Origin of the sequence: Ancylobacter pratisalsi, assembly GCF_010669125.1 — a bacterium.
In the GTDB taxonomy this organism is placed as follows: Bacteria; Pseudomonadota; Alphaproteobacteria; order Rhizobiales; family Xanthobacteraceae; genus Ancylobacter; species Ancylobacter pratisalsi.
Map to the genome: position 1 here is coordinate 3,807,614 of NZ_CP048630.1, position 25,826 is coordinate 3,833,439.

Annotated in this window: 21 protein-coding genes; 14 read left to right on the plus strand and 7 right to left on the minus strand. The window is 62.4% G+C overall.

The features are described 5' to 3' along the window. Positions 1-37: 37 nt before the first annotated feature. The 3 genes from G3A50_RS17850 to G3A50_RS17860 are packed head-to-tail and all read left to right on the plus strand — an operon-like array spanning position 38 to position 4,430. Positions 38-2,443, plus strand: coding sequence for a xanthine dehydrogenase family protein molybdopterin-binding subunit (locus G3A50_RS17850; protein ID WP_163076503.1), 2,406 nt, complete (start codon positions 38-40; stop codon positions 2,441-2,443). Further along, complete coding sequence (locus G3A50_RS17855; RefSeq protein WP_163076504.1) at positions 2,440-3,255, plus strand: FAD binding domain-containing protein; 816 nt, start codon at positions 2,440-2,442, stop codon at positions 3,253-3,255. Before G3A50_RS17850 ends, G3A50_RS17855 begins: the two co-directional genes overlap by 4 nt. Next, positions 3,252-4,430, plus strand: a complete 1,179-nt coding sequence (locus G3A50_RS17860; RefSeq protein WP_163076505.1) for a xanthine dehydrogenase family Fe-S subunit — start codon at positions 3,252-3,254, stop codon at positions 4,428-4,430. Before G3A50_RS17855 ends, G3A50_RS17860 begins: the two co-directional genes overlap by 4 nt. Positions 4,431-4,766: 336 nt before the next feature. Here the strand turns inward: G3A50_RS17860 and G3A50_RS17865 are convergent, their stop codons facing one another. Continuing rightward, the gene (locus G3A50_RS17865) at positions 4,767-5,588 is read right to left on the minus strand and encodes an MBL fold metallo-hydrolase (RefSeq protein WP_163076506.1); all 822 of its coding nucleotides are present in this window, start codon (positions 5,586-5,588) and stop codon (positions 4,767-4,769) included. Between the two features lie 97 nt (positions 5,589-5,685). Continuing rightward, positions 5,686-6,321 (minus strand): MBL fold metallo-hydrolase, encoded by a 636-nt coding sequence (locus G3A50_RS17870; RefSeq protein WP_163077804.1) that lies wholly within the window; start codon positions 6,319-6,321, stop codon positions 5,686-5,688. Positions 6,322-6,436: 115 nt separating this feature from the next. On the opposite strand from G3A50_RS17870, the gene lepA reads away from it, so the two are divergent. Together lepA and G3A50_RS17880 are read left to right on the plus strand one after the other, a co-directional pair. After that, positions 6,437-8,242, plus strand: a complete 1,806-nt coding sequence (lepA, locus tag G3A50_RS17875) for a translation elongation factor 4 (RefSeq protein ID WP_163076507.1) — start codon at positions 6,437-6,439, stop codon at positions 8,240-8,242. Between the two features lie 73 nt (positions 8,243-8,315). Beyond that, complete coding sequence (locus tag G3A50_RS17880; protein WP_163076508.1) at positions 8,316-8,504, plus strand: YegP family protein; 189 nt, start codon at positions 8,316-8,318, stop codon at positions 8,502-8,504. A gap of 64 nt (positions 8,505-8,568) precedes the next feature. Here the strand turns inward: G3A50_RS17880 and G3A50_RS17885 are convergent, their stop codons facing one another. Next, a complete protein-coding gene (locus tag G3A50_RS17885) occupies positions 8,569-8,952 on the minus strand; it encodes a PRC-barrel domain-containing protein (protein WP_163076509.1) in 384 nt (127 codons plus the stop codon). Between the two features lie 161 nt (positions 8,953-9,113). Here G3A50_RS17885 and G3A50_RS17890 point away from each other — a divergent pair, with 161 nt between their 5' ends. Both G3A50_RS17890 and mepA read left to right on the plus strand, forming a co-directional pair. Further along, the gene (locus G3A50_RS17890) at positions 9,114-10,202 is read left to right on the plus strand and encodes a L,D-transpeptidase (protein ID WP_246251844.1); all 1,089 of its coding nucleotides are present in this window, start codon (positions 9,114-9,116) and stop codon (positions 10,200-10,202) included. 67 nt (positions 10,203-10,269) lie between these two features. Then, positions 10,270-11,151 carry a penicillin-insensitive murein endopeptidase gene (gene mepA / locus G3A50_RS17895; RefSeq protein ID WP_163076510.1) on the plus strand — a complete coding sequence of 294 codons (882 nt, stop codon included), beginning with the start codon at positions 10,270-10,272 and terminating at the stop codon, positions 11,149-11,151. A gap of 90 nt (positions 11,152-11,241) precedes the next feature. On the opposite strand, the gene G3A50_RS17900 is transcribed toward mepA, so the two are convergent. The 3 genes from G3A50_RS17900 to G3A50_RS17910 form a co-directional block, all read right to left on the minus strand. Continuing rightward, positions 11,242-12,864, minus strand: coding sequence for a GMC family oxidoreductase (locus tag G3A50_RS17900; protein WP_163076511.1), 1,623 nt, complete (start codon positions 12,862-12,864; stop codon positions 11,242-11,244). 141 nt (positions 12,865-13,005) lie between these two features. After that, positions 13,006-13,863, minus strand: a complete 858-nt coding sequence (locus tag G3A50_RS17905) for a lytic murein transglycosylase (protein WP_425483416.1) — start codon at positions 13,861-13,863, stop codon at positions 13,006-13,008. A gap of 76 nt (positions 13,864-13,939) precedes the next feature. Further along, complete coding sequence (locus G3A50_RS17910; RefSeq protein ID WP_425483417.1) at positions 13,940-14,803, minus strand: DUF3750 domain-containing protein; 864 nt, start codon at positions 14,801-14,803, stop codon at positions 13,940-13,942. Positions 14,804-14,838: 35 nt separating this feature from the next. Here G3A50_RS17910 and G3A50_RS17915 point away from each other — a divergent pair, with 35 nt between their 5' ends. The 4 genes from G3A50_RS17915 (at position 14,839) to G3A50_RS17930 (ending at position 20,180) form a co-directional block, all read left to right on the plus strand. Further along, a complete protein-coding gene (locus G3A50_RS17915) occupies positions 14,839-16,185 on the plus strand; it encodes an Nramp family divalent metal transporter (RefSeq protein WP_163076512.1) in 1,347 nt (448 codons plus the stop codon). A gap of 97 nt (positions 16,186-16,282) precedes the next feature. Next, positions 16,283-17,665 carry a malonyl-CoA decarboxylase gene (locus G3A50_RS17920; protein ID WP_163076513.1) on the plus strand — a complete coding sequence of 461 codons (1,383 nt, stop codon included), beginning with the start codon at positions 16,283-16,285 and terminating at the stop codon, positions 17,663-17,665. Between the two features lie 43 nt (positions 17,666-17,708). After that, complete coding sequence (locus G3A50_RS17925; RefSeq protein ID WP_163076514.1) at positions 17,709-18,857, plus strand: sensor domain-containing diguanylate cyclase; 1,149 nt, start codon at positions 17,709-17,711, stop codon at positions 18,855-18,857. A gap of 87 nt (positions 18,858-18,944) precedes the next feature. Further along, positions 18,945-20,180 carry an SAM-dependent methyltransferase gene (locus tag G3A50_RS17930; protein ID WP_163076515.1) on the plus strand — a complete coding sequence of 412 codons (1,236 nt, stop codon included), beginning with the start codon at positions 18,945-18,947 and terminating at the stop codon, positions 20,178-20,180. Between the two features lie 56 nt (positions 20,181-20,236). Here the strand turns inward: G3A50_RS17930 and G3A50_RS17935 are convergent, their stop codons facing one another. After that, a complete protein-coding gene (locus tag G3A50_RS17935) occupies positions 20,237-20,896 on the minus strand; it encodes a TetR/AcrR family transcriptional regulator (protein ID WP_163076516.1) in 660 nt (219 codons plus the stop codon). 126 nt (positions 20,897-21,022) lie between these two features. On the opposite strand from G3A50_RS17935, the gene G3A50_RS17940 reads away from it, so the two are divergent. The 3 genes from G3A50_RS17940 (at position 21,023) to G3A50_RS17950 (ending at position 25,780) form a co-directional block, all read left to right on the plus strand. Further along, positions 21,023-22,207, plus strand: a complete 1,185-nt coding sequence (locus tag G3A50_RS17940) for an HlyD family secretion protein (RefSeq protein ID WP_163076517.1) — start codon at positions 21,023-21,025, stop codon at positions 22,205-22,207. A gap of 17 nt (positions 22,208-22,224) precedes the next feature. Further along, positions 22,225-23,790, plus strand: coding sequence for a DHA2 family efflux MFS transporter permease subunit (locus tag G3A50_RS17945; RefSeq protein ID WP_163076518.1), 1,566 nt, complete (start codon positions 22,225-22,227; stop codon positions 23,788-23,790). A 403-nt stretch (positions 23,791-24,193) separates the two neighbouring features. After that, positions 24,194-25,780: a 2-isopropylmalate synthase gene (locus G3A50_RS17950; protein ID WP_163076519.1), complete on the plus strand. Its 1,587-nt coding sequence runs from the start codon at positions 24,194-24,196 to the stop codon at positions 25,778-25,780. The last annotated feature ends 46 nt before the right edge of the window (positions 25,781-25,826 follow it).

Consider the following 25,826-nt stretch of genomic DNA (forward strand, 5'->3'; position numbering starts at 1 on the left):
TAAGATAGTGTCTGACACAAGTGGTTCCGTCGGGGGAATGATGGCTGTTCAGCAGGGGATCAGCGAGCGGCGCGAGGGGCATCGTGGTGTTGGTGCTTCGGTACCCCGCAAAGAAGATGCCCGTCTCCTCCAGGGGCGTGGGCGGTTCATCGGCGACATGCGATTTCCGGGCCAGCTCGAAGCCGCTTTTGTGCGCTCGACCCTCGCCCATGCGCGCATCAAGGCCATCCACATTCCGCCCGAGTTGAAAGGCCGCGCCTTCACCCATGTCGACATGATGGGCGTGAAGGACATTCTAGCCAAGACAGGCCTGCCGGGTTTCCGGGTTTCCGCCCAGCCCTCGCTCGCCAGTGACAAGGTGCGCTTTGTCGGCGAGCCCGTTGCGATGGTGCTGGCCGAAACCCGCGCCGAGGCGGAGGATCTCGCCGAGCTGGTCGTGGTGGACTACGACGAGCTCGGCGCCAATTTCGACATGCTGCGCGCGGTGACGTCCGAGGCGGCCCGTATCCACGAGGATTGGCCGGACAATATCTTCCTCACCTCGCAGGCCGAGCGCGATTTCCATCCCGCGCTGGCGGACGCGCCGATCAAGGTGACGCGCGAGGTGCGCACCAGCCGGCAGTGCATGGCGCCGATGGAAGGCAAGGGCTGCATCGCGGTGCATGAGCGCCATATCGAGCAGCTCAGCCTGTGGACCTCCACCCAGATGCCGCACATCGTGCGCACGGGTCTTGCTGAATGCCTGGGCCTCGATGAGCGCAAGATCCGCGTCGTGGCGCCGGATGTGGGCGGCGGCTTTGGCTGGAAGGGGCTGCTTCAGCCCGAGGAAGTGTGCTGTGCCTGGGCGGCGCTGACCCTCGACCGGCCGATCAAGTGGCTGGAGGACCGCCGCGAACACCTGATCGCCGCCGCAAATTGCCGCGAGCACCACTATATCATGACCGCCTATGCGGATTCGGACGGCACGCTGCTCGGCTTCGAGGCGGTGTCGCATGTCGATGCCGGGGCCTATTCGGTCTACCCGTTCTCGGCTTGTCTGGAAGGGGCCCAGGTGGTTTCCAACCTTCCCGGCCCCTACAATCTTCCGGCCTATCGCTGCCGTGCCTATTCGGTGTGCTCCAACAAGCCTCCGATCGTGCCCTATCGCGGCGTCGCGCGCACTGGCGTGTGCACGGCGATGGAGCTGATGATCGATGCGGTCGCCCGCGCTGCCGGGATCGAGCCCTATGAGGTGCGGATGCGCAATCTGGTGCGGCCGGACCAGATGCCGTTCACATCCATCACCGGCAAGAATTTCGACATGGGCGACTATCCCGACAGCCTTCGCCGGGCCCATGAGATGATCAACCACTCCGCGGTGCGCGAGCGCCAGAAACGCGGGGAGGCGGACGGGCGGCGCATCGGTATTGGCTACGCCACCTATTGCGAGCAGGGCGCCCATGGCACCTCGGTCTATCATGGCTGGGGCATCCCCATGGTGCCGGGTTTCGAGCAGTGCGGCGCGCGCCTGACCCCGGACGGCACGCTGGAGGTGCGGGTCGGCAACCAGAGCCACGGCCAGTCCATGGAGACCACGCTGGCGCAGATTGCCTGCGAGGTTCTCGGCATCGATCCCGAGCTGGTGAACGTCGTTCACGGCGATACCGCGCTGACGCCCTATTCCACCGGCACCTGGGGTTCGCGTTCGGCGGTGATGGCGGGCGGAGCGGTGGCCAGCGCCTGCGAGACGCTGGCCGGCCGCATTACGGCGATTGGTGCGCATCTGCTGCAGGCGCCGGTCGATGCCGTCCGGATCGAGGAGGCGAAGGTGGTGGGGCCCTCCGGCTCGGTCACCTTCAAGGAGGTGGCCCACACCTTCTACCGCGCCCCGCAGAATCTGCCCGCCGACGCCAACCCGGACGGGCTGGACCTTGTCGCCGGTTATCGGCCGACGGTGGACACCGGCACCTTCTCCTATGCCAGCCATGCCTGCGTGGTGGCGGTCGAACCGGAGACCGGCGAGGTCGAGATCCTCGACTACGTGATCGTCGAGGATGGCGGCGTGCTGATCAATCCGCAGGTGGTCGACGGCCAGATCTACGGTGGCACGGCGCAGGGCATCGGCACCGCGCTCTATGAGGAGATGGCCTACGACGAGAACGGCCAGCCGCTGGCTTCGACGCTTGCCGACTATCTGCTGCCGGGCGCCAACGAGATGCCGCAGGTGCGTATCGCGCATATGGAAACACCCTCGCCCAATACCCGCTTCGGTCAGAAGGGTATCGGCGAGGGAGGCGCCATCGCGCCGCCGGCGGCGATCGGCAATGCGATCAATGATGCGTTGGCCGATCTCGGCGTCGAGCTGACCATGTCGCCCATGACCCCGCGCCGCGTGCGCGAGGCGGTGGAGGCGGCGAGAACCGCGCGGGAAGCCGCGGCGCGTCCGGCGGAGGTGGCGTCGTGAAGGCCGCACGTTTCGATTATGAGCGCCCTGAGAACATCGCGGCGGCCCTCTCTGCGCTGGGGAGGGGCGGGAGCAAGCCGCTCTCGGGCGGCCAGAGCCTCGGCCCGATGCTGAACCTGCGCCTCGCCCGTCCGCCGCTGCTGGTCGATGTCGGCCGCTTGCCGGAGCTTAGACGGGTCGAGGAGCGCGCCGATGGCATTCTCTTCGGCGCTGGCATCACCCATGCCGAATTCGAAGACGGCGCGGTGCCCGATCCGACACCCGGATTTCTCGCGCGGATCGCGCGCGGCATCGCCTACCGCGCCGTGCGCAATCGAGGCACGATGGGCGGCAGTCTCGCCCATGCCGACCCGGCGGCGGATTGGCCGGCCACACTGGCCACACTAGGCGCCATCGTCCACCTCATCGCACCCACCGGCCAGCGGGAAATGTCCGTGCGCGACTTCATCGTCGGCGCCTTTGAAACGGCGCTGGCGCCGGACGAGATCGTCGCCGGGATCTTCATTCCGCGCTGCACGCCGCAGGCCCGCTTCGGCTATCGCAAATCCTGTCGCAAGGTCGGCGAGTTCGCGGAAGCGATGTGCGCCGTTCTCGCCGATCCCGCCCGCGGCGTGCATCGCCTTGTCATAGGGGCGACGGAAGCGCGCCAGATCGTGGTCGACGACGCGGCGGATGCGATCCGAAATCCCGATATTCTTGAGGATGTTATGCGCGAGGCTGGCCTTGCCGCCGACCCCGCCAGCCTGCGGCTGCGCCGTGCCGTGATCCGCCAGGCGATCGCCGCGCTGGAAGATGAGAGCCTCCCTGCATGAAGCCCGTCCGTATCGAGATCAATGGTCGGCCGATCACGGCCGAGGTTGAGCCGCGCCAGCATCTGGCTGATTTCATGCGCGAGGAGCTGCTGCTCACCGGCACGCATCTGGGGTGCGAGCACGGCGTGTGCGGCGCCTGCACGGTGCTGATCGATGGCGCTCCGGCGCGCTCCTGCATTGCCTATCCCGTAGCGCTGGATGGCGCAAAAATCACGACGATAGAAGGGCTTATCGACGATCCCGTGATGGTTTGCCTGCGTGAGGCGTTCACCCGTGAGCATGGATTGCAGTGCGGCTTCTGCACGCCGGGCATGCTGATCATGGCGCGGGACATCGTCCTGCGCCGGCCGGGCCTCGATGAGGAGGCGATCCGCCATGAACTGGCCGGCAATCTCTGCCGCTGCACCGGCTATGTCGGCATCGTGCGGGCGATCCAGAGCGTCGCGCAGGAGCGTGTCGACGCGGCGCCCGTGGTAACGCGCGGAAGCGAGGTCAACGCTCCACATTATGCCTCGCCTCTCGCCTTGCCGGTGACGCCAGCAAGGATCGCGGCCGCCGATCCCGTTATCGCGCCCGGCGCAGCACCTGCGGATGAGGCCGCGTTTGTCGTCGAGCCTCTGCGCAATCCTGTTGAAATCGTTCAAGAATTCAACGTCTCCGCCCCCCGCGCACAGGTATGGGAGCTGTTTCAGGATCCCGCGCGCGTCATCGCCTGCCTGCCGGGCGCGCGCCTCACCCAGCCTTGCGATGGGCGGAACGTCGTTGCTGAGATGGCCGTCAAGCTCGGTCCGATTCAGGCGGCTTTCGGTGGTGTCGGCATGATCGCCTCCAACCCGGCCAACTGGTCCGGCACCATTGATGGACGCGGGGTCGACAGCCGCAGCGCGACACGTATCCAGGCTCGTCTGAATTATGTCCTCACCGAAATCGAGGCGGGCGCGGCGACACGGGTGCGGGTAGATGTCGCCTACGTACTTCAGGGGCCGCTCGCACAGATGAGCCGCGGTGCGCTGGCTCGTGACCTCGCCGCACGGATGACGGCGGCGTTCGCAGCCAATCTCGATGCCGCTATCAAAGGCAACGGAACCGCCTCCGCGGCCGCGCCGCTGGATGCCGGTTCACTGTTTTTCGCTGTGGTGAAGGCTTGGCTGGCGCGGTTGTTCGGGCGCGGCTGAACGGCTGGTCCGGGACGGCCGTGCGAAACTGATTCAAGTTCGGCTCTTGTCGCGCATATCTGATCTTAGGTCACTTTAAGCGCGACCAGAAGTGCGAGTCCAAACAGGTGGTTGCGTGAGAGTCTGCGCAGACTGAATCGCCAACTTAGTGGGGTTTTCTCAGAAATTGAATCCGTCACTTGTCCCGTGTTGTGGCCGGATTGATTCAGGTGCTTGGGGCGTTTTCCTGAGAGATTGAGTCGGGAACCTGGCGGCGGTTGCGCACAAATTGATTCAATCACGGGTCCGCACGTTTTGCGCTGGCCGTCAGTTTAGCCGTCCTTGATTAAGAGGGCGTCAACGGCCGGGCAGGACGATAACCGTTGGCTTGATCGGCAGCGTCTCGCGCGAGAAGACAAGCGTTGGGAATTCCTCGCGGCGTATCTCGTACTGGCTGCTGGAAAAGCGCTCGAGAAAGCGGTTGAGCGTGCCCTGATTGAAGTAGTGCATGGGGATCACGACCGGCGACTCGAGGGCCTTCAGCACTTCCACCATACCGTCGACATCCAACGTGTAGCTGCCGTCAACCGGCGCCAGCACAATGTCGATACGACCCAGTGCCCCGAGATCCTGCTTGGTCAGGAGATGATGCAGGTGGCCGAGATGGGCGATGCACAGGTCCGCGGCGCGGAAGATGAAAATTGAATTGCCGTTCCGTATCGTGCCGCCTTCCCAGTCGCGGATATTGGTCTGCAGGTTGCCGATCCAGAGATCACCGACCTCCATGTCGTAGCGCACGGGGTCCCGGTCGTCGCGCCAGCCCTTGAGCACATGCTCGATGCCGGGGTCCGGATGCAGCGAGTAATGGGTCATGTGCGCCCGGTTCATCGTCGCGACGCGCGGGACGATGTCGGGCCGGACATAGTCATTGTAGTCGGTCGCTACCGTGACGCCGCCCGTCGTCTCGATCAGGAAGGTCGAGTGTCCAATATAGGTCAGGCCGACCTGTCGGGGTTGAAGATAGGCTGCGGGAAGCGCGCGCGTCTCTAGAGACTGCAGGAACGGGTTCTTCGCCACCAGCTTGGGGCAGCGGTCGGCCTGGGCGAGGGCCGGGGCCGTCCATGCCACACTCGCAAGGCATGGCAGGACAAGCAGGCACACGGTCACGAAGCGCATCATCGCGGGACTCCGAGGCTGGTGTACCGCCATAATCAGATGCGCGCGGCATCCGCGCGAGTAACTATTTCGTGGCGCCTCTCTTAGGCAAATTCCACAGTCAACGCAGGAATGGATTGGTCCGCTTCTCCAACGCGATGTTGGAAGCTGCGCCATGGCCGGGCAGGATGGTGAAAGCGTCCCCGAGAGGCAGGATCTTGGTTTTGATGCCGTTAATCAGCAATTCGGAATCCCCATAGGGAAAATCCGTGCGGCCGACGGAGCGCTGGAACAGAGTGTCGCCGACGATGGCGATGTTGTTGGCGCGGTTCACCAGCACGATATGGCCGGGCGTATGGCCGGGTACGTGCAGCACCTCGAAGGCGACGCCGCCGATGTCCACCGTGTCTCCCTCGTCGAGCCAGCGGCCCGGTGTGACCGCGCGGCCGGGGATGCCGGTGCGCTCGCCGGCAGCCGGGAGATCATCCAACAGGAACTTGTCCGCCTGATGCGGGCCTTCGATTGGGATCTTCAGCGTCTCGGCCAGCTCGGCGGCGCCGGCTGCATGATCAATATGTCCGTGGGTGAGGACGATTTTTTCCGGTGTGACTTCCAGCTCCTCCAGCGCCGCCAGGATGCGCGGCAGGTCACCGCCAGGATCGATCACCGCGCCCTTCTTGGTGGCCTCGTCCCAGACGATGGAACAGTTCTGCTGGAACGGAGTGACGGGTACGACGGCAATCTTCAGCTCGGGCATGATGGCTCCTTGGGGCAGGCGGCCGGAATGTGGGCGATGGTTTCGCGCGGCGCAAGCCGGTTCGCCGGTTGCCGTGCCTTGTGGCGCCTTGGCGGCAGTGCTATCTCGCGGCGCCATGAGCACAGCGCCCTTCAACAACATCCGCAACTTCTCCATCGTCGCCCATATCGATCATGGGAAGTCGACTTTGGCCGACCGTCTCATCCAGATGACGGGTGGCCTGTCCGCGCGCGAGATGACCGAGCAAGTGCTCGACAGCATGGATATCGAGCGCGAGCGCGGCATTACGATCAAGGCGCAGACCGTCCGGCTTACCTACAAGGCCAAGGACGGCAAGGAATACACGCTCAATCTCATCGATACCCCTGGCCACGTCGATTTCGCCTATGAGGTGAACCGATCGCTCGCCGCCGTGGAAGGCTCGCTCCTGGTGGTCGACGCTTCGCAGGGCGTTGAGGCTCAGACGCTGGCCAATGTCTATCAGGCGATCGACAATAATCACGAGATCGTGCCGGTCCTCAACAAGGTGGACCTCCCGGCGGCCGAGCCGGAAAAGGTGAAGCAGCAGATCGAGGACGTGATCGGTCTAGATGCATCCGACGCGGTAATGATCTCGGCGAAGACGGGTTTCGGCGTCGCGGACGTGCTCGAAGCCATCGTCACGCGCCTGCCGCCGCCGAAGGGAGACCGCGAGGCACCGCTCAAGGCGCTGCTGGTCGATAGCTGGTACGACGTTTATCTCGGCGTCGTCGTCCTCGTGCGCATTATCGATGGCGTGCTCAAGAAAGGGCAGCGCATCAAGATGATGGGCACGGGCGCGGCCTATGATGTCGACCGCGTCGGCGTGTTTACGCCGAAGATGGTGGTGATGAGCGAACTCGGCCCGGGCGAGATCGGCTTCCTCAACGGCTCGATCAAGGAGGTCGCCGATACGCGCGTCGGCGATACCATCACCGAAGAAAAGCGGCCAACCACGGAAGCCCTGACGGGCTTCAAGCCGGCGCAGCCGGTTGTGTTCTGCGGCCTGTTTCCGGTGGACGCGGCCGACTTCGAGGATCTGCGCGCAGCGATGGGCAAGCTTCGCCTCAACGATGCGAGTTTCTCCTACGAGATGGAAACCTCGGCAGCGCTGGGTTTCGGCTTCCGCTGCGGCTTCCTGGGCCTGCTGCATCTGGAGATCATTCAGGAGCGCCTGGAGCGCGAGTTCAACCTCGATCTGATCGCAACAGCCCCGTCTGTTATCTACCAGATCGAGATGAACGACGGTTCTATGATCGACCTTCACAATCCCGCCGATATGCCGGATGTGGTGAAGATCAAGGAGATCCGCGAGCCTTGGATTCGCGCGACCATCATGACGCCGGACGATTATCTAGGCGCGGTCTTGAAGCTCTGCCAGGATCGCCGCGGTAACCAGATCGAGCTCACCTATGTCGGCGCGCGTGCGATGGTGACCTACGACCTGCCACTGAACGAGGTGGTGTTCGACTTCTACGACCGGCTCAAATCGATCTCGAAGGGCTACGCATCCTTCGACTACCAGATCACCGATTATCGCCCCGGCGATCTCGTGAAGATGTCGATCCTTGTCAACGCGGAACCGGTCGATGCGCTTTCAATGCTGGTGCATCGTACTCGTGCCGAATATCGCGGCCGCGCGATGTGCGAGAAGTTGAAGGATCTGATCCCGCAGCATCTGTTCCAGATTCCGATCCAGGCAGCGATCGGGGCCAAGATCATCGCCCGCGAGACCATCCGAGCGCTACGCAAGGACGTCACCGCCAAGTGCTATGGCGGCGACATCACCCGTAAGCGCAAGCTTCTGGAGAAGCAGAAGGAGGGCAAGAAAAAGATGCGCCAGTTCGGTCGGGTTGAGATTCCGCAGGAAGCCTTCATCGCCGCCCTGAAGGTCGACGACTGACGGGTCTCGCTACCCAGATTCCCTTTTTCGTGCTCACATTGGCGTCCCTGATTGTAATGGGAGGCATGGGGCCATGTACAAGTTCGAAGTCTACAAGGACAAAGCTGGCGAATTTCGCTTTCGCTTCAAGGCATCCAACGGGGAGAGCATGTTCTCATCCGAAGGTTACAAGGCAAAGGCCTCGGCCCTGAGCGCCATCGAATCGATCAAGAAAAACTGCCCGGGTGCTGCGGTTGTCGACCTCACCAAAGAAGAGGCCTGAGCCGTCGGTCCAATTGAAAAGGCCGGGCTCGCGCCCGGCCTCGCCGTTTCACGTGTCGTGCGCGTCAGATGACGTAGGGTGGCACATGATAGAAGTCGTTGACCTTTCGGTCCCAGTCCCGCTCGCCCCAGGAGCCCTCGTCGGGACTTGAATGGCGGGGGGCGGTACGGAGCTGTTCCTCGGTGAGGTCCACAACGTACCCGTCCAGCGATTCGTCGTATTTCAACAGCGACCAGGGCAGAGGGTAATAGTCCTCGCCGAACCCGAGAAATCCGCCGAAGCTCATCACCGCATAGGCAGTTTGGCCGCTCAGCTTGTCGATCATGACGCGGGCAATGGAGCCGATGCGTTCACCGTCGGGACGATAGACCGCTGTGCCCTCGACCTTATCGCTTCCAATCAGTGTCAATGTTTCGCGCGCTTCGAGGTTCTGTTGGGTGCTATGCATCTCTCGCCTCCTTGTCTGTTAAGCACTTCGATAATTGCAGAACGTCATTTCTCGCGCAGAGTTCCGAAACGGCACGGAATTACATGTTAAATATTCGTCGTGATTGAGAAATGGAACGCGATATATAGGGGTATCATTTAACTCCCGAGGGATGATCTGTCGTGAAAGCGGCGCTGGCGTACCGCAGCCTCGGAAGATATCTTCTGCGTCCGTTCAAAGTGGAGAATCACGGCGTGGGACAGGTTCTGAAGGGGGCGGCTGTGAACAGACGCCAGATCCTGTGCCTGCTTGGTGGGGCATCGGTCTTCGGCCTCGGCGGGATCAGGAATGCTGCTGCGCAGGAGGAGAGCATCGTCGACGTCGACGCGCTCAAGCCCGGTGAGTTCACATGGTACCCGGACCGAGCCCCTGAGGGGTTCGTCGCCATCATTGTCACTCTGCCGGACCAGCGCTGCTATGTGTACCGGAACGGTGTGCGCATCGGCGTGTCCACCTGTTCGACTGGCAAGCCCGGCCATGAGACCCCGGTGGGGGTTTTTACCATCCTGCTGAAGGATGTGGACCACCATTCCTCACTCTATAACGATGCTTCGATGCCCTATACGGAGCTGCTGACGTGGTCCGGCGTGGCTTTGCACGCGGGTGGCTTGCCGGGTTATCCGACCTCGCATGGTTGCGTGCATCTGCCGTTGGCTTTTTCGAAGTTGTTGTTCAGCGTTACGCATTATGGAACGCCGGTAATCATTGCCGATGTGCACTCCCAGCCGATGGACGTGTTGCATCCTGGGCTTGTTCTGCCCTCCGATGCCACCAAGGTGATCTTGGATGATGCGCCGAACAGCCCGGAGGCCAAGGCCGCCGATGCCGTTGCCCCGAATGTGGCTACCGTGCCGGTTGCCATGGTTGTCAGCGGAGCTGACCGGCAGCTGATCGTGTTGAAAAACGGGGAAGAGGTCCTGACAGCGCCGGTCACTGTCCGGGATCCGCAAGCCCCTCTTGGCAACGTAGTCTACGTGTTGAAGAAGGTCGGTGGCGAGGTCGCGTGGACGGCCCTCGCATTCGAAGGTAACGGCGTGCAAGGCGGGAAGCCGGCCACGGCGATTGATCGAATCACCGTGGCCGCAGAGGCCAACCAAAAGCTTGCTGCGCTTCTGGTTCCCGGGTCGACCATGCTGATCACCGACCTCTCGGCAGGCGCGGATACACGCTCGCAGAAGGATTTCGTCGTTCTGACTCAAGCGATGAGCTGAGGAAGTCATGAGGAAGTGGCCTTGCGATCGGCCGAATGCGATCCTGCCAAGGGCCTGGCTCGCAGCGATGTGGGCCATCGCCTTCCTGTGCTGTGGACTGCTGTTGCTGCCCGCTGTCGCGCAGGATGTGGCCTCGGCGCGGTTGGGCGAGACGCCGGCCAAACAGCTGTTCGGTGTGGCCAAGTCGCCGGCGCCGATGGCAGCGCAGGCCATAGGTTTTTACTCGAGGGGATGCCTTGCCGGCGCGTTGGCGCTGCCTGTCAACGGTGAGACCTGGCAGGCGATGCGGCTCTCGCGCAATCGCAATTGGGGTCACCCGGCTCTCATTGCCTTTCTTGAACGGTTCGCGGCAAAAGTCGCACAGGTCTCCGACTGGTCCGGCATCCTCGTGGGCGACATGGCGCAGCCACGCGGAGGCCCGATGTCGAGTGGTCATGCGTCACATCAGATCGGTCTCGACGCCGATATCTGGTTGACGCCGATGCCAAAACGCGAGTTCTCCCGCGAAGAGCGCGAGAAAGTGTCGGCGACCATGATCGTCAGGCCTGACCGGCTCGATGTCGATGCCAAGGTGTGGACGCCTTCCCATGTCGCGGTGATCAAGGCCGCGGCACAAGACCCGGAGGTCGAGCGCGTGCTGGTGAATGCGGCCATCAAGAAGGCCTTGTGCCGCGACGCTTCCGGTGACCGTTCCTGGCTGCAGAAGGTGCGCCCGTACTGGGGCCACGACTATCACATGCATGTGCGTATCGGCTGTCCCGCCGGGAGTCCGGATTGCCAGCCGCAGGATCCGGTGGTGCCTGGCGAGGGGTGCGGCAAGGTGCTGGATTGGTGGTTTTCGGAAGGCAACATTCACCCCAAGCCACCCAAAGTTCCGCCGAAACCCAAACCGCCGATCCTGCTGAAAGACCTGCCTGCGGCCTGCCGCGACGTCGTACTGGCGAAGTGAGGCCTGGCCCCTTGTCTACGCAGTCATTGGGCGCGACCGGTCCTGTCGTGTGCTGTTCTTCGTCCCATAGCGGGAGCCGCCGGGGAGGCGCTATCTGCCGGGTGCATCCCGTAGGATCATGGCAGCGGCTTTCTCGGCGATCATGATGGTGGGCGAGTTGGTGTTGCCAGAAGGGATAGTGGGCATGATGGAGGCGTCGGCGACACGCAGCCCGTCGATACCGAAAACCCGCAAACGCTCATCGACGACAGCCATGCAATCGGAGGCAAGCCCCATCTTCGCCGTGCCCACGGGGTGAAAGATCGTCGTGCCGATATTGCCGGCCGCCTCGGCAAGCGCCTCCTGCGTGTCATCGACCGTGGGGCCGGGTAGCATCTCGTCGGGTCGATAGGGCGCGAGGGCGGGTTGGGAGACGATGCGCCGGGCCACGCGGATACTGTCGGCAGCGACGCGTCTGTCCTCTTCGGTTGAAAGATAGTTTGGCTGGATGCGCGGAGGGGAAGTGCTGTCTCGGTTGCCCAGCGTGAGGCTGCCTCTGCTGGTAGGGCGCAGGTTGCACACGCTCATGGTGAAGGCTGGGAATGTGTGAAGCGGCTCGCCGAACGCGCCCAGTGAGAGTGGCTGGACGTGAAATTCGAGGTCGGCGCGGTCCTTGCCGGGGCGCGAGCGTGTGAAAATGCCAAGCTGGGAGGGAGCCATGGTGAGCGGACCGCGCTGGAACAGCGCGTAATCCAGCCCCATCTTCACGCGGCCGAAGAGCGAGTGATATTGCTCATTGAGTGTTGGCACGCCGTGGATCTTGTAGATGGTCCGCAGCTGCAAATGGTCCTGGAGATTTTCACCAACGCCGGGTTTATCGAGTGCGACGGGGATGCCGTGGCGGGAGAGTTCTTCGCCCGGGCCGATCCCTGAGAGCTTGAGAAGGTGCGGTGAGCCAATGGCGCCGGCGGCGAGAATGACCTCTCCACGTGCCCGTGCAGTGTGTACCTCGCCGTTCTGGCGATAGACGACGCCCGTTGCGCGCCCGTCTTCCAGAAGGACGCGATCGGTATGGCAGGATGTCTCCAGCCGAAGGTTGGGGCGGGAGAGGGCGGGCTTGAGAAAGCCGCGTGCGGCGCTCCAGCGGAAGCCTCGCTTCTGGTTCACCTGAAAGTAGGATGAACCTTCATTGTCACCGGCGTTGAAGTCCGAGATGGCGGCGATGCCAGCCTGCGTGGCGGCTTCGCGAACCTTGTCGAGTAGCTTCCAGGTCAGGCGCGGAAACTCCACCCGCCATTCACCACCCGCCCCATGGAATTCACTGGCGCCGAGATAATGGTCCTCATGGGATTTGAAGACCGGCAGCACGTCTTCCCACCCCCAGCCGGACAGCCCAAGCTGGCGCCAATGATCGTAGTCCGCAGCCTGACCGCGCATGTAGATCATGGCGTTAATCGCGGAAGAGCCGCCGATGGTCTTGCCGCGCGGATAGCTGAGAGAGCGTCCGTTCAGCCCCGGCTCGGGCTCTGTTCTGAAGCACCAATCGGCGCGGGGGTTGCCTATTGCAAAGAGATAGCCCACCGGGATGTGGAACCAGATCCAATTGTCACGTCCGCCGGCCTCGAGCAGGAGAACGCGATTGCTGGAATGGGCGGAAAGCCGATTTGCCAGCACGCAGCCCGCTGAGCCCGCGCCAACGACGATGTAGTCGTAGATATCGGCGTCGGACGTCACGACGGGAACTCCCTACAACTTCAGCTCACTACAGGCTGCCGCAGGACACAGGAACGGCAGCCGCGGTTGCCGCCCGAGCGTCATTCGCAAAGCTGGCTATACCGCAAAGAACGGTCGCCCGACTGACCCGGCAAGCTGGGGCTAGTTACTAAGCTTGCTTGCGAACACCGCGATGGTCCTCGCATAGACTTCGGCCTTGTTCCAGCCGAGCAGCGCCTGGTAGTTGGAGCTTCCCGGTGCCCAACCGCCGCCGGCGCGCCAGCCATATCCACGCAGATAGTTTGCGGTCGAGGCGAGCACGTCGGGTGCGCTACGGATCAGGTCGGCACGGCCATTGCCGTCGAAGTCGACGGCAAAGCGCACATAGGAGCTGGCGAGGAACTGGGTTTGGCCGAGCTCGCCGGCCCAGGCGCCACGCATCTCTCCGACGGAGAGATCGCCATGCTGAACTATGCGCAGGGCATCAAGTAGCTGCCCGGTGAAGAAGGCAGAGCGCCGGCAGTCATAGGCCAGCGTGGCCAGGGAGCGAAAGACCGGCATCTTGCCTTGGTTGACGCCGTAATCGGTCTCAAGCCCCCATATCGCAACGACGACCTCGCCCGGAACGCCATAGCGTTGCTCGATGCGTCCAAGCGTCGACGCGTATTTTTGCATCATCTGCCGGCCCTTGGCGATGCGTCCCTTGCTGATGCGGCTGGCGGAGAACTGCTCGAAGCTCTGCTTGAAGTGCTTCTGGTTTCGGTCGAGGCGAATGACCTTTGTGTCGTAGGTCAGTCCATCGAGTGCACGAAGAGCACTTGATGATATGCCGTTCGCGCTGGCTTGGCCTCGAAAGTCGCGCAGCCAGGCGTTGAAGCCGGCGCCATCGTTGCCGCAGGAGGCCGCGAGAGCGGGCATTGCGCCGAACGGCGCCAGCAACACGGTAGCAAGCAGGGCTGCCGCAAGCCGCATGGCTGTTTGACTGACTAATTGTGAGGGAATGGGAAGGTTCGGCATCATGGCTCTTGGCTCCCGCGCGCGCCGTGGCATGCTCCAACCGAGAATAAACGATCGGAAGTGAACGGTCTGTATCTTGTCAGATGCCGATGCGTCCGAAGCCAGGAAGCTTGATGCCGGGGCGCCGGATATCAAGGCCGGCAACCGCGCCAAGGATGTTGAGTTCCACTCCCTCTACCCACGCAAGAGTGAGCCCGGCATATCCCTCTATGGTCACCCTGACGCCCGTCCGGGAGGGAGCCAGACCGATCCAGCCGCCTTCGACCGGGAAGTCCTTTCCGATCGCCGTGGGCGGAAGGGTGGCGCCCATTTCCGGCACACGCCCCAGAACGAAAGCTATGAAACTGTTCGAATTCGGTCCAGGCCAGACCTGATAATCTCCGCTGTGCGAATAGGGATATGCCTCGATCGCGGCGCGAAGATCGGGAATGAGCCGGGATGCCTCTTCTCCCTTTAGCTCAGCGACAACCTCAGGATCGTTGCCGTACCAGCGCCCGTCCGGAGGGTAGCTGTTGCGTCGCAAGGGTGTGCCCCAGCCAACCTTGTCGAAGCGCTCATAGGAAGATGCACCGGCCTCTTTCAGCAGGATCCAGGTATGGACGGCGAAAATGCCGCGCCAGCGGCCTACGCGGGCCGCGTACACGCGCACCATCGCCTTTGGATGGGCCTCGGCCACCGGCAAGGTGCCCGTGCTGGACCAGTCCGCATTGTGCCGGGATTGAGTGAGATCCGCGTCCTGCCACAGCACGAGGGCATGCGCCCCTAGCGGCAGAGCGAACAGAAGCAGGAAGCCTAAAAGCGAGAAACGAGCCGTGCGCAACATTGCGACTACTGTGCCGAAGGCAGCGCGCAACGCTAGCTGTTTGAACGAAATGCGCGAAAAAGTGTCCAGCAGTTGCGAGTGGTTCGCAAACCCATTGACACTGACGTTGCACTGCCACATGCTTGTTGCAACTAATTTGCAATTGCGAGAAATCCATGTTGGACAAGCTTCAAGGGCGGTCAACGTCATTCGACTGGCGACGTGAGCGTGGCGAACCGGCGCTGTCGGACGTGCATGGCAGCATCGCGGTGCCGAAGAAGTCCACTATTTGGCGCTTCCTTGCCTTCATGGGGCCGGGTTATCTGGTGGCGACCGGCTACATGGACCCGGGCAACTGGGCGACATCGCTCGCAGGTGGCTCACGCTTTGGTTACAGCCTGCTGACCGTGGCGCTGCTCTCCAACATGATCGCCATATTGCTGCAAGCGCTCTGCTCGCGCCTCGGTGTCGCCTCGGGGCGCGATCTTGCGCAGGCTTGTCGTGACGCATTTCCGCGCCCCGTGGGTTTCGTGCTTTGGCTGCTCGCCGAGGCCGCGATCTGCGCGACCGACCTTGCGGAGGTTATCGGTACCGCAATCGGTCTTAACCTGCTGTTTGGCATCCCGCTCGAGATTGGCGTGGTGATCACGGCATTGGACGTCTTCCTGATTCTTCTGCTGCAGAACCTCGGCTTCCGGTGGGTCGAGGCACTGGTCGTCGCGCTGCTCGCCGTGATAGCGGCATGTTTCGGCATCCAGATCGCGCTGGCTGACCCCAATTGGGGCGAGGTGATCCGAGGCTTCGCGCCGACGACGGAGATCGTGCGGAACCCCGACATGCTCTACCTCGCCCTGGGCATCCTTGGGGCAACCGTGATGCCGCATAATCTGTATCTGCACTCGGCCATCGTGCAGACGCGGCGTCACGACAACACGCTTGAAGGCAAAAAAGATGCGATTCGCCTCGCGACCTGGGATTCCACGCTGGCATTGATGCTGGCCTTGACCATCAACGCTTCCATCCTGATCCTGGCCGCCTCCACATTCCATGTCGGCGGGACCGGTGAAATCGCGGATCTCGGCAAGGCGCATGAATTGCTGAACCCCTTGCTCGGCAGCACATTGGCACCCACGCTTTTCGCCATCGCCTTGCTGTGCTGCGGCCTCAATTCCACCGTTACGGCCACCATCGCCGGACAGGCGGTCATGGAGGGCTTCCTGGACATCAGGCTTGCCCCGTGGCTGCGCCGCCTCATTACCCGCTTCATCGCGATCGTGCCGGCGGCGGCCGTGACCATTGCCTATGGGGAGAGTGGGGCAGGGGCCCTCCTGATCATGAGCCAGGTGGTGCTCAGCCTGCAGTTGCCCTTCGCTGTGGTGCCGTTGATCATGTTTACCGCCGACAAGCGCAAACTAGGTGCGCTGGTGGCGCCACGCTGGCAGATTGTGCTCGCTTCGCTCGCTGCGGTCCTGATCATCGTTCTCAATATCAAGCTGATATACGACGTCATCACCGGTGCGTGACGGCTCCGCATGGAGTGTTGACCAGAGATCGGGTTGCCTTCGCGCGTAGACCGGGTTCTCCTTCCCGAAGGCTAATGATCAGCCTTTGGGACAAGCCATGACGGACGGTTCGAGCTTTTTCGGCGATCTGCTGGGCACCGTTGCTGAACGCGGGCGTTCGCTGCTGGATATTGGGCGAGAACGCCGGCCTTCAGGCGCCATGCGGGCCGCCGGGATAGCCACGCTTTGCGAGCGCTTGCTTTCAGGGCGAGGCGAGGCTTCGGGAGTCGCATTGGCACGCGAGATTCTCCTAGTCTATCGCGAGCTCAAGATTGGTGAACGCATCGCTTTCTTCGAGGCGCTGGGCCGCGACTTTGGTCCCGATGAGGCTCGTCTCGCAGCGGCGATTGCGGCGGCGGCTGCCGAGCCGGAAAGCGGCGTAATCGCGGAGTTGCACGCAGCAAGCGAGCCCAGGCGGCAGGAGTTGATCCGCCGGCTCAATCTCGCGCCTGGCGCTACGGCTGAACTTGTTGCGATGCGTGCTGATCTTCTTGACGTTCTCTCTCGCCGTCGCGACCTTGCCGAGGTAGACCGCGACTTCACGCATTTATTCGCCTCCTGGTTCAATCGAGGGTTCCTCGTGCTACGCAGGATCGACTGGTCGACGCCCGCCAACGTTCTGGAGAAGATCATCCGTTACGAGGCGGTGCATGAGATACGGGACTGGAATGACCTGCGCGCGCGTGTCGATAGTCCCGACCGGCGTTGCTATGCTTTTTTCCATCCGGCCATGGTCGACGAGCCGCTGATCTTCGTCGAGGTCGCCCTGACCCGCGATCTGCCGGATGCCATCGCTCCGATCCTGAGCACCGCGCGCGTGCCGCTCGATCCGCGTAAGGCGAAAACGGCAGTATTCTACTCCATCTCGAATTGCCAGCGTGGCCTTGGTGGAGTCAGTTTCGGCAACTTCCTGATCAAACAGGTGGTCGAAGAGATTTCCCGCGAGTTCCCGGGTCTCACCCATTTTGTGACGCTATCGCCCGTGCCGACTTTCCGGGCCTGGCTTGAGGAGGAACAGGCCAATCTGGAGTCATCCGTGCTGACCGGTGACGACAGGAAAGTTCTCATGCTCCTCGATGAGGATGCGCCCCCGGATGCCGAAAAGCAGGCAAAGCTCCTCCCGGTCATCAACGCGCTCGCCGCGCGGTTCCTTCTCACCGTACGCACGTCGAAGGGGCGACCCGTCGATCCGGTGGCGCGCTTTCATCTTGGTAATGGCGCGCGCCTCGAGCGCATCAATCCATTCGGGGACGTCTCTCCCCGTGGTATTAAACAGGCCGCTGGGTTGATGGTGAACTATCGTTATGTGCTCGAAGACATAGAGCGCAATCATGAGGTCTTCTTCGATAAGGGCGAGATCGTCGCGAGCCAACCGGTGCGCAAGCTGCTGCGGGCAGCACCTCGTCCCCGCCCCGTGTCGGTAGAAGAGGTGTCTGGATAGTATCGGCGGTGTATTGCTTTCAGTCTATGGTGCTGGGGTCAAGATGACCGCGATGAGTCGGGCGGGCGGTCATTGGGCAGGCAATAATGTGATGCAGGAAGACGCGAAATTCTCGCTCCCGGACGAAGAATTGGTCCTGTTGGAACAATTTTACAGCGCCCTGCAATTTCCAGATGCCGTCGTTTTACGTCGCTTGGCGACGCGCATTGGCGCTCTCCTGATTGAGCGGACTCGCGGGCTTCGCGAACGCGAATCCGAACTTGCGCGCTACAAGAAGATGTATGAGCGCTCGTCTTCGCTTGCCAAGATCGGAGTGTGGGAGTGCGATCTCGCAACCGAGGCGCTGACGTGGACCGATAGTGTCTATGATATTTTCGAGCTACCGCTTCGGACGCCGGTCACGCGCGAACTCATTCTCTCCTTGTACACCGATCACTCACGCGCCGAGTTGGATGCACTGCGCGAACGGGCTGTCCGCGAGGCGAGCGGATTTACTCTCGACATCGAGGTGCGCACAGCCAAGGGGAAGCCGCGTTGGGTTCGCATCTCTGCCGATGTGGAATGCGAACAGGGGCGGGCGGTGCGCCTGTTCGGGACCAAGCAGGACATCACCTACGAGAAGCAGCTCTGGGAAAAGATGCGACTGCTCGCCGAATGCGACCCGCTGACCGGCTGCGCAAATCGGGGTGTGTTTGAGAAACGTCTTGCCGCCGCGCTTATCGCAAAGACATGCGAAGAAAGGCTGGCTGCGCTCGTGCTGCTGGATGTGGATGGATTCAAGCAGGTCAATGACACGCTTGGCCATGCCGCCGGGGACGAGTGCCTGCGGCAAACGGCGAGACAGTTGCGCGACGTCTTTGGCCCAGGCAGTTTGGTTGCTCGCATCGGCGGTGACGAGTTCGGCGTCCTTATCCTTGGCCAGCACGAGGCGCAGCGCGTGGAGGCGCAGGTGGCCGATGCGGTGGTGAGGATCCGCACCCCCGTCAAATGGTCCGAGAACGTCGTTTCGGTGAGCGCGTCCATAGGTTTCGCTCTGACAGCAGACTCAGATGCCGGGCCCACCAAGCTGTTCGCGGATGCGGATGATGCGCTTTATGCAGCGAAGGCGGCCGGGCGCGACACCTATCGTCGTTATATCTCCGGGAAGCGTCTCCGACGCCCAAGGACAGGTCGGCGCGCGGCGCTTGCCTGAGGCGTGAGTTCGCCTCCAGCCTTGACAGCACCTATGTGCTTATGCCCGATGCAGCGCAGTTTCCGGTCCCCGAAGGCAGCTTACCCGATGCGTTTCCTCCCTCATCTCCTGAAGCGCTTCGTTCGCAAGGGCAGTCTTACCGTCATCGAGCCGAATGGTCAGCGAACGGTGTTCGGTACCGGTGTCGATGGTCCGGCGGTGCTGATGCGTCTCCATGACGACAAGCTGGACCGGGAGCTGTTCTTTAATCCCGAACTCGTCTCGGCTGAAGCTTATATGGACGGGCGCCTCACATTCGAGGACGGCTCCAGCGTCTATGATTTTCTCTATCTGTTCTCGATCAACCGAACGGGCCTTGCCTCGCATCCCGTGCAGCAGGCGCTACGCAAGGGATGGCGCACGCTGAAGCGTTGGCACCAATCGAACCCGCTCAAGCGGGCGGCGAGTAACGCCCAGAGCCATTACGACCACCCACCGGAATTCTATCGGCTGTGGCTCGACTCGCAGATGATCTACTCCTGCGCCTATTTCCCCACGCCCGACGCTTCGCTTGAGGAGGCGCAGCAGGCAAAGCTGAGGCACATAGCGGCCAAGCTGAAGCTGGAGCCTGGGATGCGTGTCGCAGAGATCGGCTCTGGATGGGGCGCTCTTGCGATTTACCTCGCCAAACTGGGTGTCCATGTCACGGCAATCAATGTTGCCACCGAGCAACTAGCCGAATCGAAGAAGCGCGCCGAGGCGGCGGGCGTGCTGGACCGTATTACGTTCTTCGAGCGCGACTATCGCGAGTTGACGGGGACGTTTGATCGCGTGGTGTCCGTGGGCATGATGGAGCATGTCGGCGTCAACCATTTCGACGAGTACTTCAATACGATCAAGCGGCTGCTGGGGCCCGGCGGATTCGCCATGATCCACGCCATCGGTCGTATGTCGCCGCCGGGAACCACGGCGCCTTTCATCCGCAAGCACATCTTTCCGGGCGGCTATGTCCCGGCGATGTCCGAGGTCTTCACCTCGCTGGAGCGAACGGGTCTATGGGCCGCTGATTGTGAAGTGCTGCGCCTGCACTACTACTGGACCATCCGCCATTGGCGCCTCAACTTCGAGGTGAAGCGGCCGGAAGTGGTCGAGATGATGGGGGAGCGCTTTGCGAGGATGTGGGAGTTCTATCTGGTCGCGGTAGAACTCGGCTTCCTCCATGGCTCGAACATGGTGTTCCAGCTGCTGCTGGCGAATGAGCGCGACGACGTGCCGGTAATCCGCGACTACATCGTCGATGAGGAACGTGCGTTGGCGGTGCGCACGGATATGGCCATTTCCTGAAGCGCTGATATTACGCCGGTGGATCCTTGCGCGGCCCGGAAGGGCTCCGCTGTTTTTCAGGCGCGCCTGCCGGCTGTGCCGTAGGCGGCCAGGAACACCTTCACCGCGTCGTCCACGGTCTTTTCGATCAGTTCGGGGGTCAGGATCTGTTCGCCACCGAACATCAACCCCTTCACGATATTGCCCTGGCAGAGATTCAGGAACTGGAACGCGGCGGCCTCGTGGTCGTCAATGGCCAGCGCCCCCGCTGCCGATTGGCGTTGCAGGAGTTCGGCAAGCCGACGTCCGCCAAGGCATGGACCATCGTTGAAGAATGTCTGCCCAATGTGGGGGAATTTCTCGGCAACGCCGATGACCATCCGTACCAGCCGGATATGATCGGGACGCACCATCATGCTCATGAAGGAGATACCGATGCGACGCAGCACGCTGGCGGCGTCTGCATCGCCTTCGCCAACCTCGAAGAGGTGCTCGGCCGAACGGGCTCGATCAAGTTCCACAAGGGCGGCGAACAGGTCTTCCTTGCTGTCGAAGTAGACGTAGATCGTCGCCTTCGACACGCCGGCCACGCGGGCCACTTCGTCCATGCTGGCGCCGTCAAAGCCCTTGTCAAAGAAGACGCGGCGAGCGCCGTCGATGATTTCGCGACGCTTCGCGGGCTCGGCTTCGGAACGGCCCGGGGCATTGGCGGGCATGCTGCGCACGGTGCTGTTCATAATCCCCTCGTTTGAAGCTGCATAAGTCGCGGAGATGTCGTTTGTCAAAGGAATTGACTAAACGGTTCAGTTTGATATACGTGAAACTGAACAGTCCAGTCATATTTTCTCTTGGAGTGACGGCGCATGGCACAGGCCACCAATGCGACGAGTGCAACGGATCGAGCCGAAGACGGCAGCGCCGGCCCCGTGCCGCTCACGCTTCTCAAAAAGCCCGACGTGGAGAATGCCGAGGCGCAGACCAAGGGTGGGGCAGAGGTGGAGCCCAGCCGCCGTCGGTCGCGCCGGCCGCTGGTGTTCGGCGCGTTGCTCGCGGCCGCCGTCGCGGCGGGCGGCTATTATGGGCTCCACTGGTGGCAGGTCGGGCGTTTCGAGATATCGACCGACGATGCCTATGTGGGCGCGGACACCTCTGTCCTTGCTGCCAAGATCGGTGGCTATGTGGTCAGCGTCGACGTGGAGGCGAACCAGCCGGTCAAGACCGGGGATGTCATCGCTCGCATCGACGAGGGTGACTACACTCTTGCCCTGCGCGCGGCCGAGAACAAGATCGCGACGCAGGAGGCGGTGCTTTCAAGCTATGATCAGCAGATCAACGCGGCAGAGCGATCCGTTGATCAGTCAAAGGCCCAGCTCTCCGCGAGCGCGGCGGAATTGTCCCGTTCGGGACTTGAGTTAGATCGTCAGGACAAGCTCTCAAAGTCGAACTTCGCCAGCCAGGCGACGGTGGACAACGCGCGTGCTGATCACGACAAGGCGCAGGCCAATGTCGAGGCGGGCCGCGCTGCGGTGGCGTCGGCCCAGGCCAATGTCGCCGTTCTGCAGGCCCAGCGCACCGAAGCCAGCCGCGTTCTCGACGAATATCGGACGGCGCGTGACCTGGCCCAGCGCAATCTCGATTTCGCGGTCATCCGCGCGCCCATCGATGGCGTTGTCGGCAACCGTGCGGTGCAGGTGGGCCAGCTCGTCCAGGAAGGCACGCGTCTCGCCGCCGTGGTTCCGGTCAATTCGGTCTACGTCGATGCCAACTTCAAGGAAACCCAGCTCGGCCGCCTGAAGCCCGGCCAGCGGGTGCATATCGAGGTTGATGCATATCCGGACGAGGACTTCGAGGGCACGGTTGCCAGCGTCGCTCCCGCCTCGGGTTCCGTCTTCAGTTTGCTGCCGCCGGAGAATGCCACCGGCAACTTTACCAAGATTGTGCAGCGCGTGCCGGTACGCGTGACTCTCGACCCCGCGGCGCTTGCCAAAGCGGAGCTGCGCCCGGGCATGTCTGTGACGGCCGTGGTCGACACCCGCACCGGCGGCTGAATGGAGGATGGTCGGCCATGGCCGAGATCACAGGCGCGGGCGCGACCTCGCATGCCGTGGAGCGAAGGCGAATGTTCGCCTTTCTTTGCATGGTGTTCGGCATGTTCATGGCGATCCTGGACATCCAGATCGTCTCCGCCTCGCTTTCCGAGATTCAGGCGGGACTGGCTGCTTCTTCCGATGAGATTTCCTGGGTACAGACCAGCTACCTCATCGCTGAAGTGGTGATGATCCCACTGTCGGGCTTCCTGTCGCGGGCGCTGTCGACGCGCTGGCTCTTCGTCGCTTCAGCGACGGGCTTCACCTTCATGAGCTTCATGTGCGCGACCGCGACGAACATCGAGCAGATGATTGTCTATCGCGCGCTGCAGGGCTTTCTTGGCGGCGGCATGATCCCGACGGTCTTTGCCTCGGCCTATGCGGTATTCCCCCGCGAGAAGCAGCCCATCGTGACCCCGATGATCGGCCTTGTGGCAACGCTCGCCCCGACGGTAGGGCCGACCATTGGCGGCTACCTCACAGACCTGTTCTCCTGGCATTGGTTGTTTCTCGTCAATATCGTGCCGGGCATCTTCGTCATCATTACATCGCTGACGCTGATTGATTTCGACGAGCCCGATCTTGGCCTCCTTGACCGCTTTGACTGGTGGGGGCTGCTGTTCATGGCGGGTTTCCTCGGCAGTCTCGAATTCGTGCTGGAGGAGGGGCCGACCAATGACTGGTTTGATGACCAGACGATTTTCACTTTCGCCATTGTTGGCGTGGTCTCTGGGCTGGCGTTCTTCCTGCGCGTGCTGAAGGCGCGCGAGCCTGTCGTGGATATTCGTGCCTTCCAGAACCGTAACTTCGCGACCGGCTCCGCCTTCAGCTTCGTGCTTGGCATCGGTCTCTATGGATTGACCTATCTCTACCCGATCTATCTCAGCAGGGTTCGCGGGTACTCGGCGTTGATGATCGGTGAGACCATGTTCGTCACCGGCATCGCGATGTTTTTGACAGCGCCATTGGCGGGGCGGTTGATGACGAGGCTCGATCCAAGGGTCATGATCGGTATCGCCTTCGCCGGGTTTGCGCTCGGCACGTGGTGGGTCACCGGTTTGACCAAGGATTGGGATTTCTGGGAACTGCTGGTTCCGCAGATTCTGCGCGGTACCTCGCTGATGCTGGCGATGATCCCGATTACCAACCTCTCGCTTGGCACGCTTCCTCCGCAGCAGATCAAGAACGCCTCGGGCTTGTTCAATCTGATGCGCAATCTGGGTGGTGCTGTTGGGCTCGCTGTCATCAATACCGTGCTCAACGACCGCTGGGACCTCCACCTGGCGCGCCTGCACGAGCATGTACAGTGGGCGAACGCGGCTGCGCTGGAAAGGCTTGATGCCATGAGCGGGGCCTTGTCTCGCTTCGGCTCCGACGCCGACATCGCTGCGCTCAAGCAGATGGCATCGCTGGTCCGACGTGAGGCGCTGGTCATGTCCTTCGCGGACGTATTCTACCTGCTCACCTTCCTGTTCCTCGCGCTGGTTGCATTCGCGCCCCTGATGCGGCGGCCCGGGCATGTCAGCGGTGGAGGGGGGCACTGATGATGCGGGCCGCTCGTGACATAACGGTTCGCTGACGAGGGCACCGGCTGTGCCGCGCCGCTGAGGCGATTTCGGGGCGTTGGTTTGACCGTGGAGACGCGCCAGGGCTTGCCAGCACGTGCCCGTATCCGGTAAGAGAGGCTGCAGAGCAACTCTCGCGAGAGCCGAGCCGTGACGCATTCGTCCGCCCGCTGCTATTCCGCGACCCTGGCCGCGAAGCGGTTTTCAGGGAACGCTCTCCTTCTGTCCGGACTGCTTCTTCTTAGCCGCCCCTGAGGGCCGGCCGGGCTGCGTGCCTGGGCGCTCAGGGGATGACGCCCGAACAAACTTCGCGATACGACATTCCGAGCCGATGAAATCGCCCAAACGAGGCGCCGGCTCACGCGCCAGAAGGAAAATACCCATGTCCGCGCCTTCCTCCGCCGCATCCTCCACCAATGACCGCGTCATCATTTTCGACACCACGCTCCGCGATGGGGAGCAGTGCCCTGGCGCATCGATGACCTTTGAGGAGAAGCTGGAAGTTGCTGAGCTGCTCGACACGATGGGTGTCGATGTCATCGAGGCCGGCTTTCCCATCGCCTCCGTCGGTGATTTCGAATCGGTCGCCGAAATTGCCCGGCGTACCAAGCGGGCGGTGATCGCCGGACTCGCGCGGGCCATCCCGGCGGATATCGCGCGGGCCGGTGAGGCGGTGAAGCACGCCCGGCGGCCGCGTATTCACACCTTCGTGTCAACCTCGCCGATCCATCTCGAATACCAGATGCGCAAGACGCAGGACCAGGTGATCGACATCATCACCGCGACCGTCGCCCAGGCCCGCAATCTGGTCGAGGACGTGGAATGGTCGGCGATGGACGCCACCCGCACACCGATCGACTATCTCGCACAGTGCGTTATGACCGCGATCAACGCCGGTGCCACGACCATCAATCTCCCGGACACGGTAGGTTACGCCACGCCTTCCGAATATGAGGCGATGTTCCGGCAGGTGCGCGAGCGCGTGCTGGATCGCGTTTCCAATCCCGAGTCGATCGTGTTCTCGACCCATTGTCACAATGATCTCGGTCTGGCGGTGGCGAATTCGCTGGCGGGCGTTGCCGGCGGCGCGCGGCAAATCGAATGCACGATCAATGGCTTGGGCGAGCGCGCGGGCAACGCCGCACTGGAAGAGATCGTGATGGCGATCAATGTCCGCCGTGATGTGTTGCCCTACGATACCGGCATTGACGCCAGCATGCTGACGCGGGGCTCCAAGCTGGTCTCGGCGGTGACGTCTTTCCCGGTTCAATACAATAAGGCGATCGTCGGTCGGAACGCCTTTGCTCACGAGAGCGGCATCCACCAGGACGGGATGCTGAAGAATAATACCACTTATGAGATCATGACTCCCGAGAGTGTCGGCGTGAACAAGACCTCGCTGGTGATGGGCAAGCACTCCGGTCGCGCCGCCTTCCGCGACAAGCTGAAGGCCCTCGGCTACGAGCTGGGCGAGAACGCGCTGAACGATGCTTTCACCCGTTTCAAGGATTTGGCCGACCGCAAGAAAATCGTTTACGATGAAGACATTGAGGCACTTGTCGATCACGAGATCGCCGTCGCTCACGACCGGATGAAACTGGTGTCGCTCACTGTTATCGCCGGAAGTCATGGGCCGCAGCGGGCTACTATGAAGATGGAGGTCGATGGGGTGATCGTTACCGAGGAGGCGGAAGGTAACGGGCCGGTGGACGCGGTGTTCAACTGCATCCAGGCCATCGTGCCCCATGCCGCCCGCCTGGCGCTGTACCAGGTGCATGCCGTCACCGAGGGGACGGATGCGCAGGCTGAGGTGTCGGTCCGGCTGGAGGATGGCGACAAGGCGGTGACCGGTCGCGGGTCGGATCCGGACACACTGGTGGCTTCCGCGCAGGCCTATATCATCGCGCTCAATAAACTGCAGGCCAAGCGTAACAGCTTGAATGCACAGTCACAATCGGCGGCCGAATAGGCCGGGGGGCGTTCATTGCCCCAACTGTCACGAGTGCGGCGCCGTC

Coding starts and splice junctions, on each gene's coding strand:
- G3A50_RS17935 (WP_163076516.1), bottom strand. CDS start 20,896: ATGAACAGCACCGTGCGCAGCATGCCCGCCAATGCCCCGGGCCGTTCC.
- G3A50_RS17905 (WP_425483416.1), bottom strand. CDS start 13,863: ATGATGCCGAACCTTCCCATTCCCTCACAATTAGTCAGTCAAACAGCC.
- G3A50_RS17945 (WP_163076518.1), top strand. CDS start 22,225: ATGGCCGAGATCACAGGCGCGGGCGCGACCTCGCATGCCGTGGAGCGA.
- G3A50_RS17910 (WP_425483417.1), bottom strand. CDS start 14,803: ATGTGGCAGTGCAACGTCAGTGTCAATGGGTTTGCGAACCACTCGCAA.
- G3A50_RS17880 (WP_163076508.1), top strand. CDS start 8,316: ATGTACAAGTTCGAAGTCTACAAGGACAAAGCTGGCGAATTTCGCTTT.
- G3A50_RS17925 (WP_163076514.1), top strand. CDS start 17,709: ATGACCGCGATGAGTCGGGCGGGCGGTCATTGGGCAGGCAATAATGTG.
- G3A50_RS17870 (WP_163077804.1), bottom strand. CDS start 6,321: ATGCCCGAGCTGAAGATTGCCGTCGTACCCGTCACTCCGTTCCAGCAG.
- lepA (WP_163076507.1), top strand. CDS start 6,437: ATGAGCACAGCGCCCTTCAACAACATCCGCAACTTCTCCATCGTCGCC.
- G3A50_RS17950 (WP_163076519.1), top strand. CDS start 24,194: ATGTCCGCGCCTTCCTCCGCCGCATCCTCCACCAATGACCGCGTCATC.
- G3A50_RS17920 (WP_163076513.1), top strand. CDS start 16,283: ATGACGGACGGTTCGAGCTTTTTCGGCGATCTGCTGGGCACCGTTGCT.
- mepA (WP_163076510.1), top strand. CDS start 10,270: ATGTGGGCCATCGCCTTCCTGTGCTGTGGACTGCTGTTGCTGCCCGCT.
- G3A50_RS17930 (WP_163076515.1), top strand. CDS start 18,945: ATGCGTTTCCTCCCTCATCTCCTGAAGCGCTTCGTTCGCAAGGGCAGT.
- G3A50_RS17865 (WP_163076506.1), bottom strand. CDS start 5,588: ATGATGCGCTTCGTGACCGTGTGCCTGCTTGTCCTGCCATGCCTTGCG.
- G3A50_RS17885 (WP_163076509.1), bottom strand. CDS start 8,952: ATGCATAGCACCCAACAGAACCTCGAAGCGCGCGAAACATTGACACTG.
- G3A50_RS17860 (WP_163076505.1), top strand. CDS start 3,252: ATGAAGCCCGTCCGTATCGAGATCAATGGTCGGCCGATCACGGCCGAG.
- G3A50_RS17915 (WP_163076512.1), top strand. CDS start 14,839: ATGTTGGACAAGCTTCAAGGGCGGTCAACGTCATTCGACTGGCGACGT.
- G3A50_RS17940 (WP_163076517.1), top strand. CDS start 21,023: ATGGCACAGGCCACCAATGCGACGAGTGCAACGGATCGAGCCGAAGAC.
- G3A50_RS17850 (WP_163076503.1), top strand. CDS start 38: ATGATGGCTGTTCAGCAGGGGATCAGCGAGCGGCGCGAGGGGCATCGT.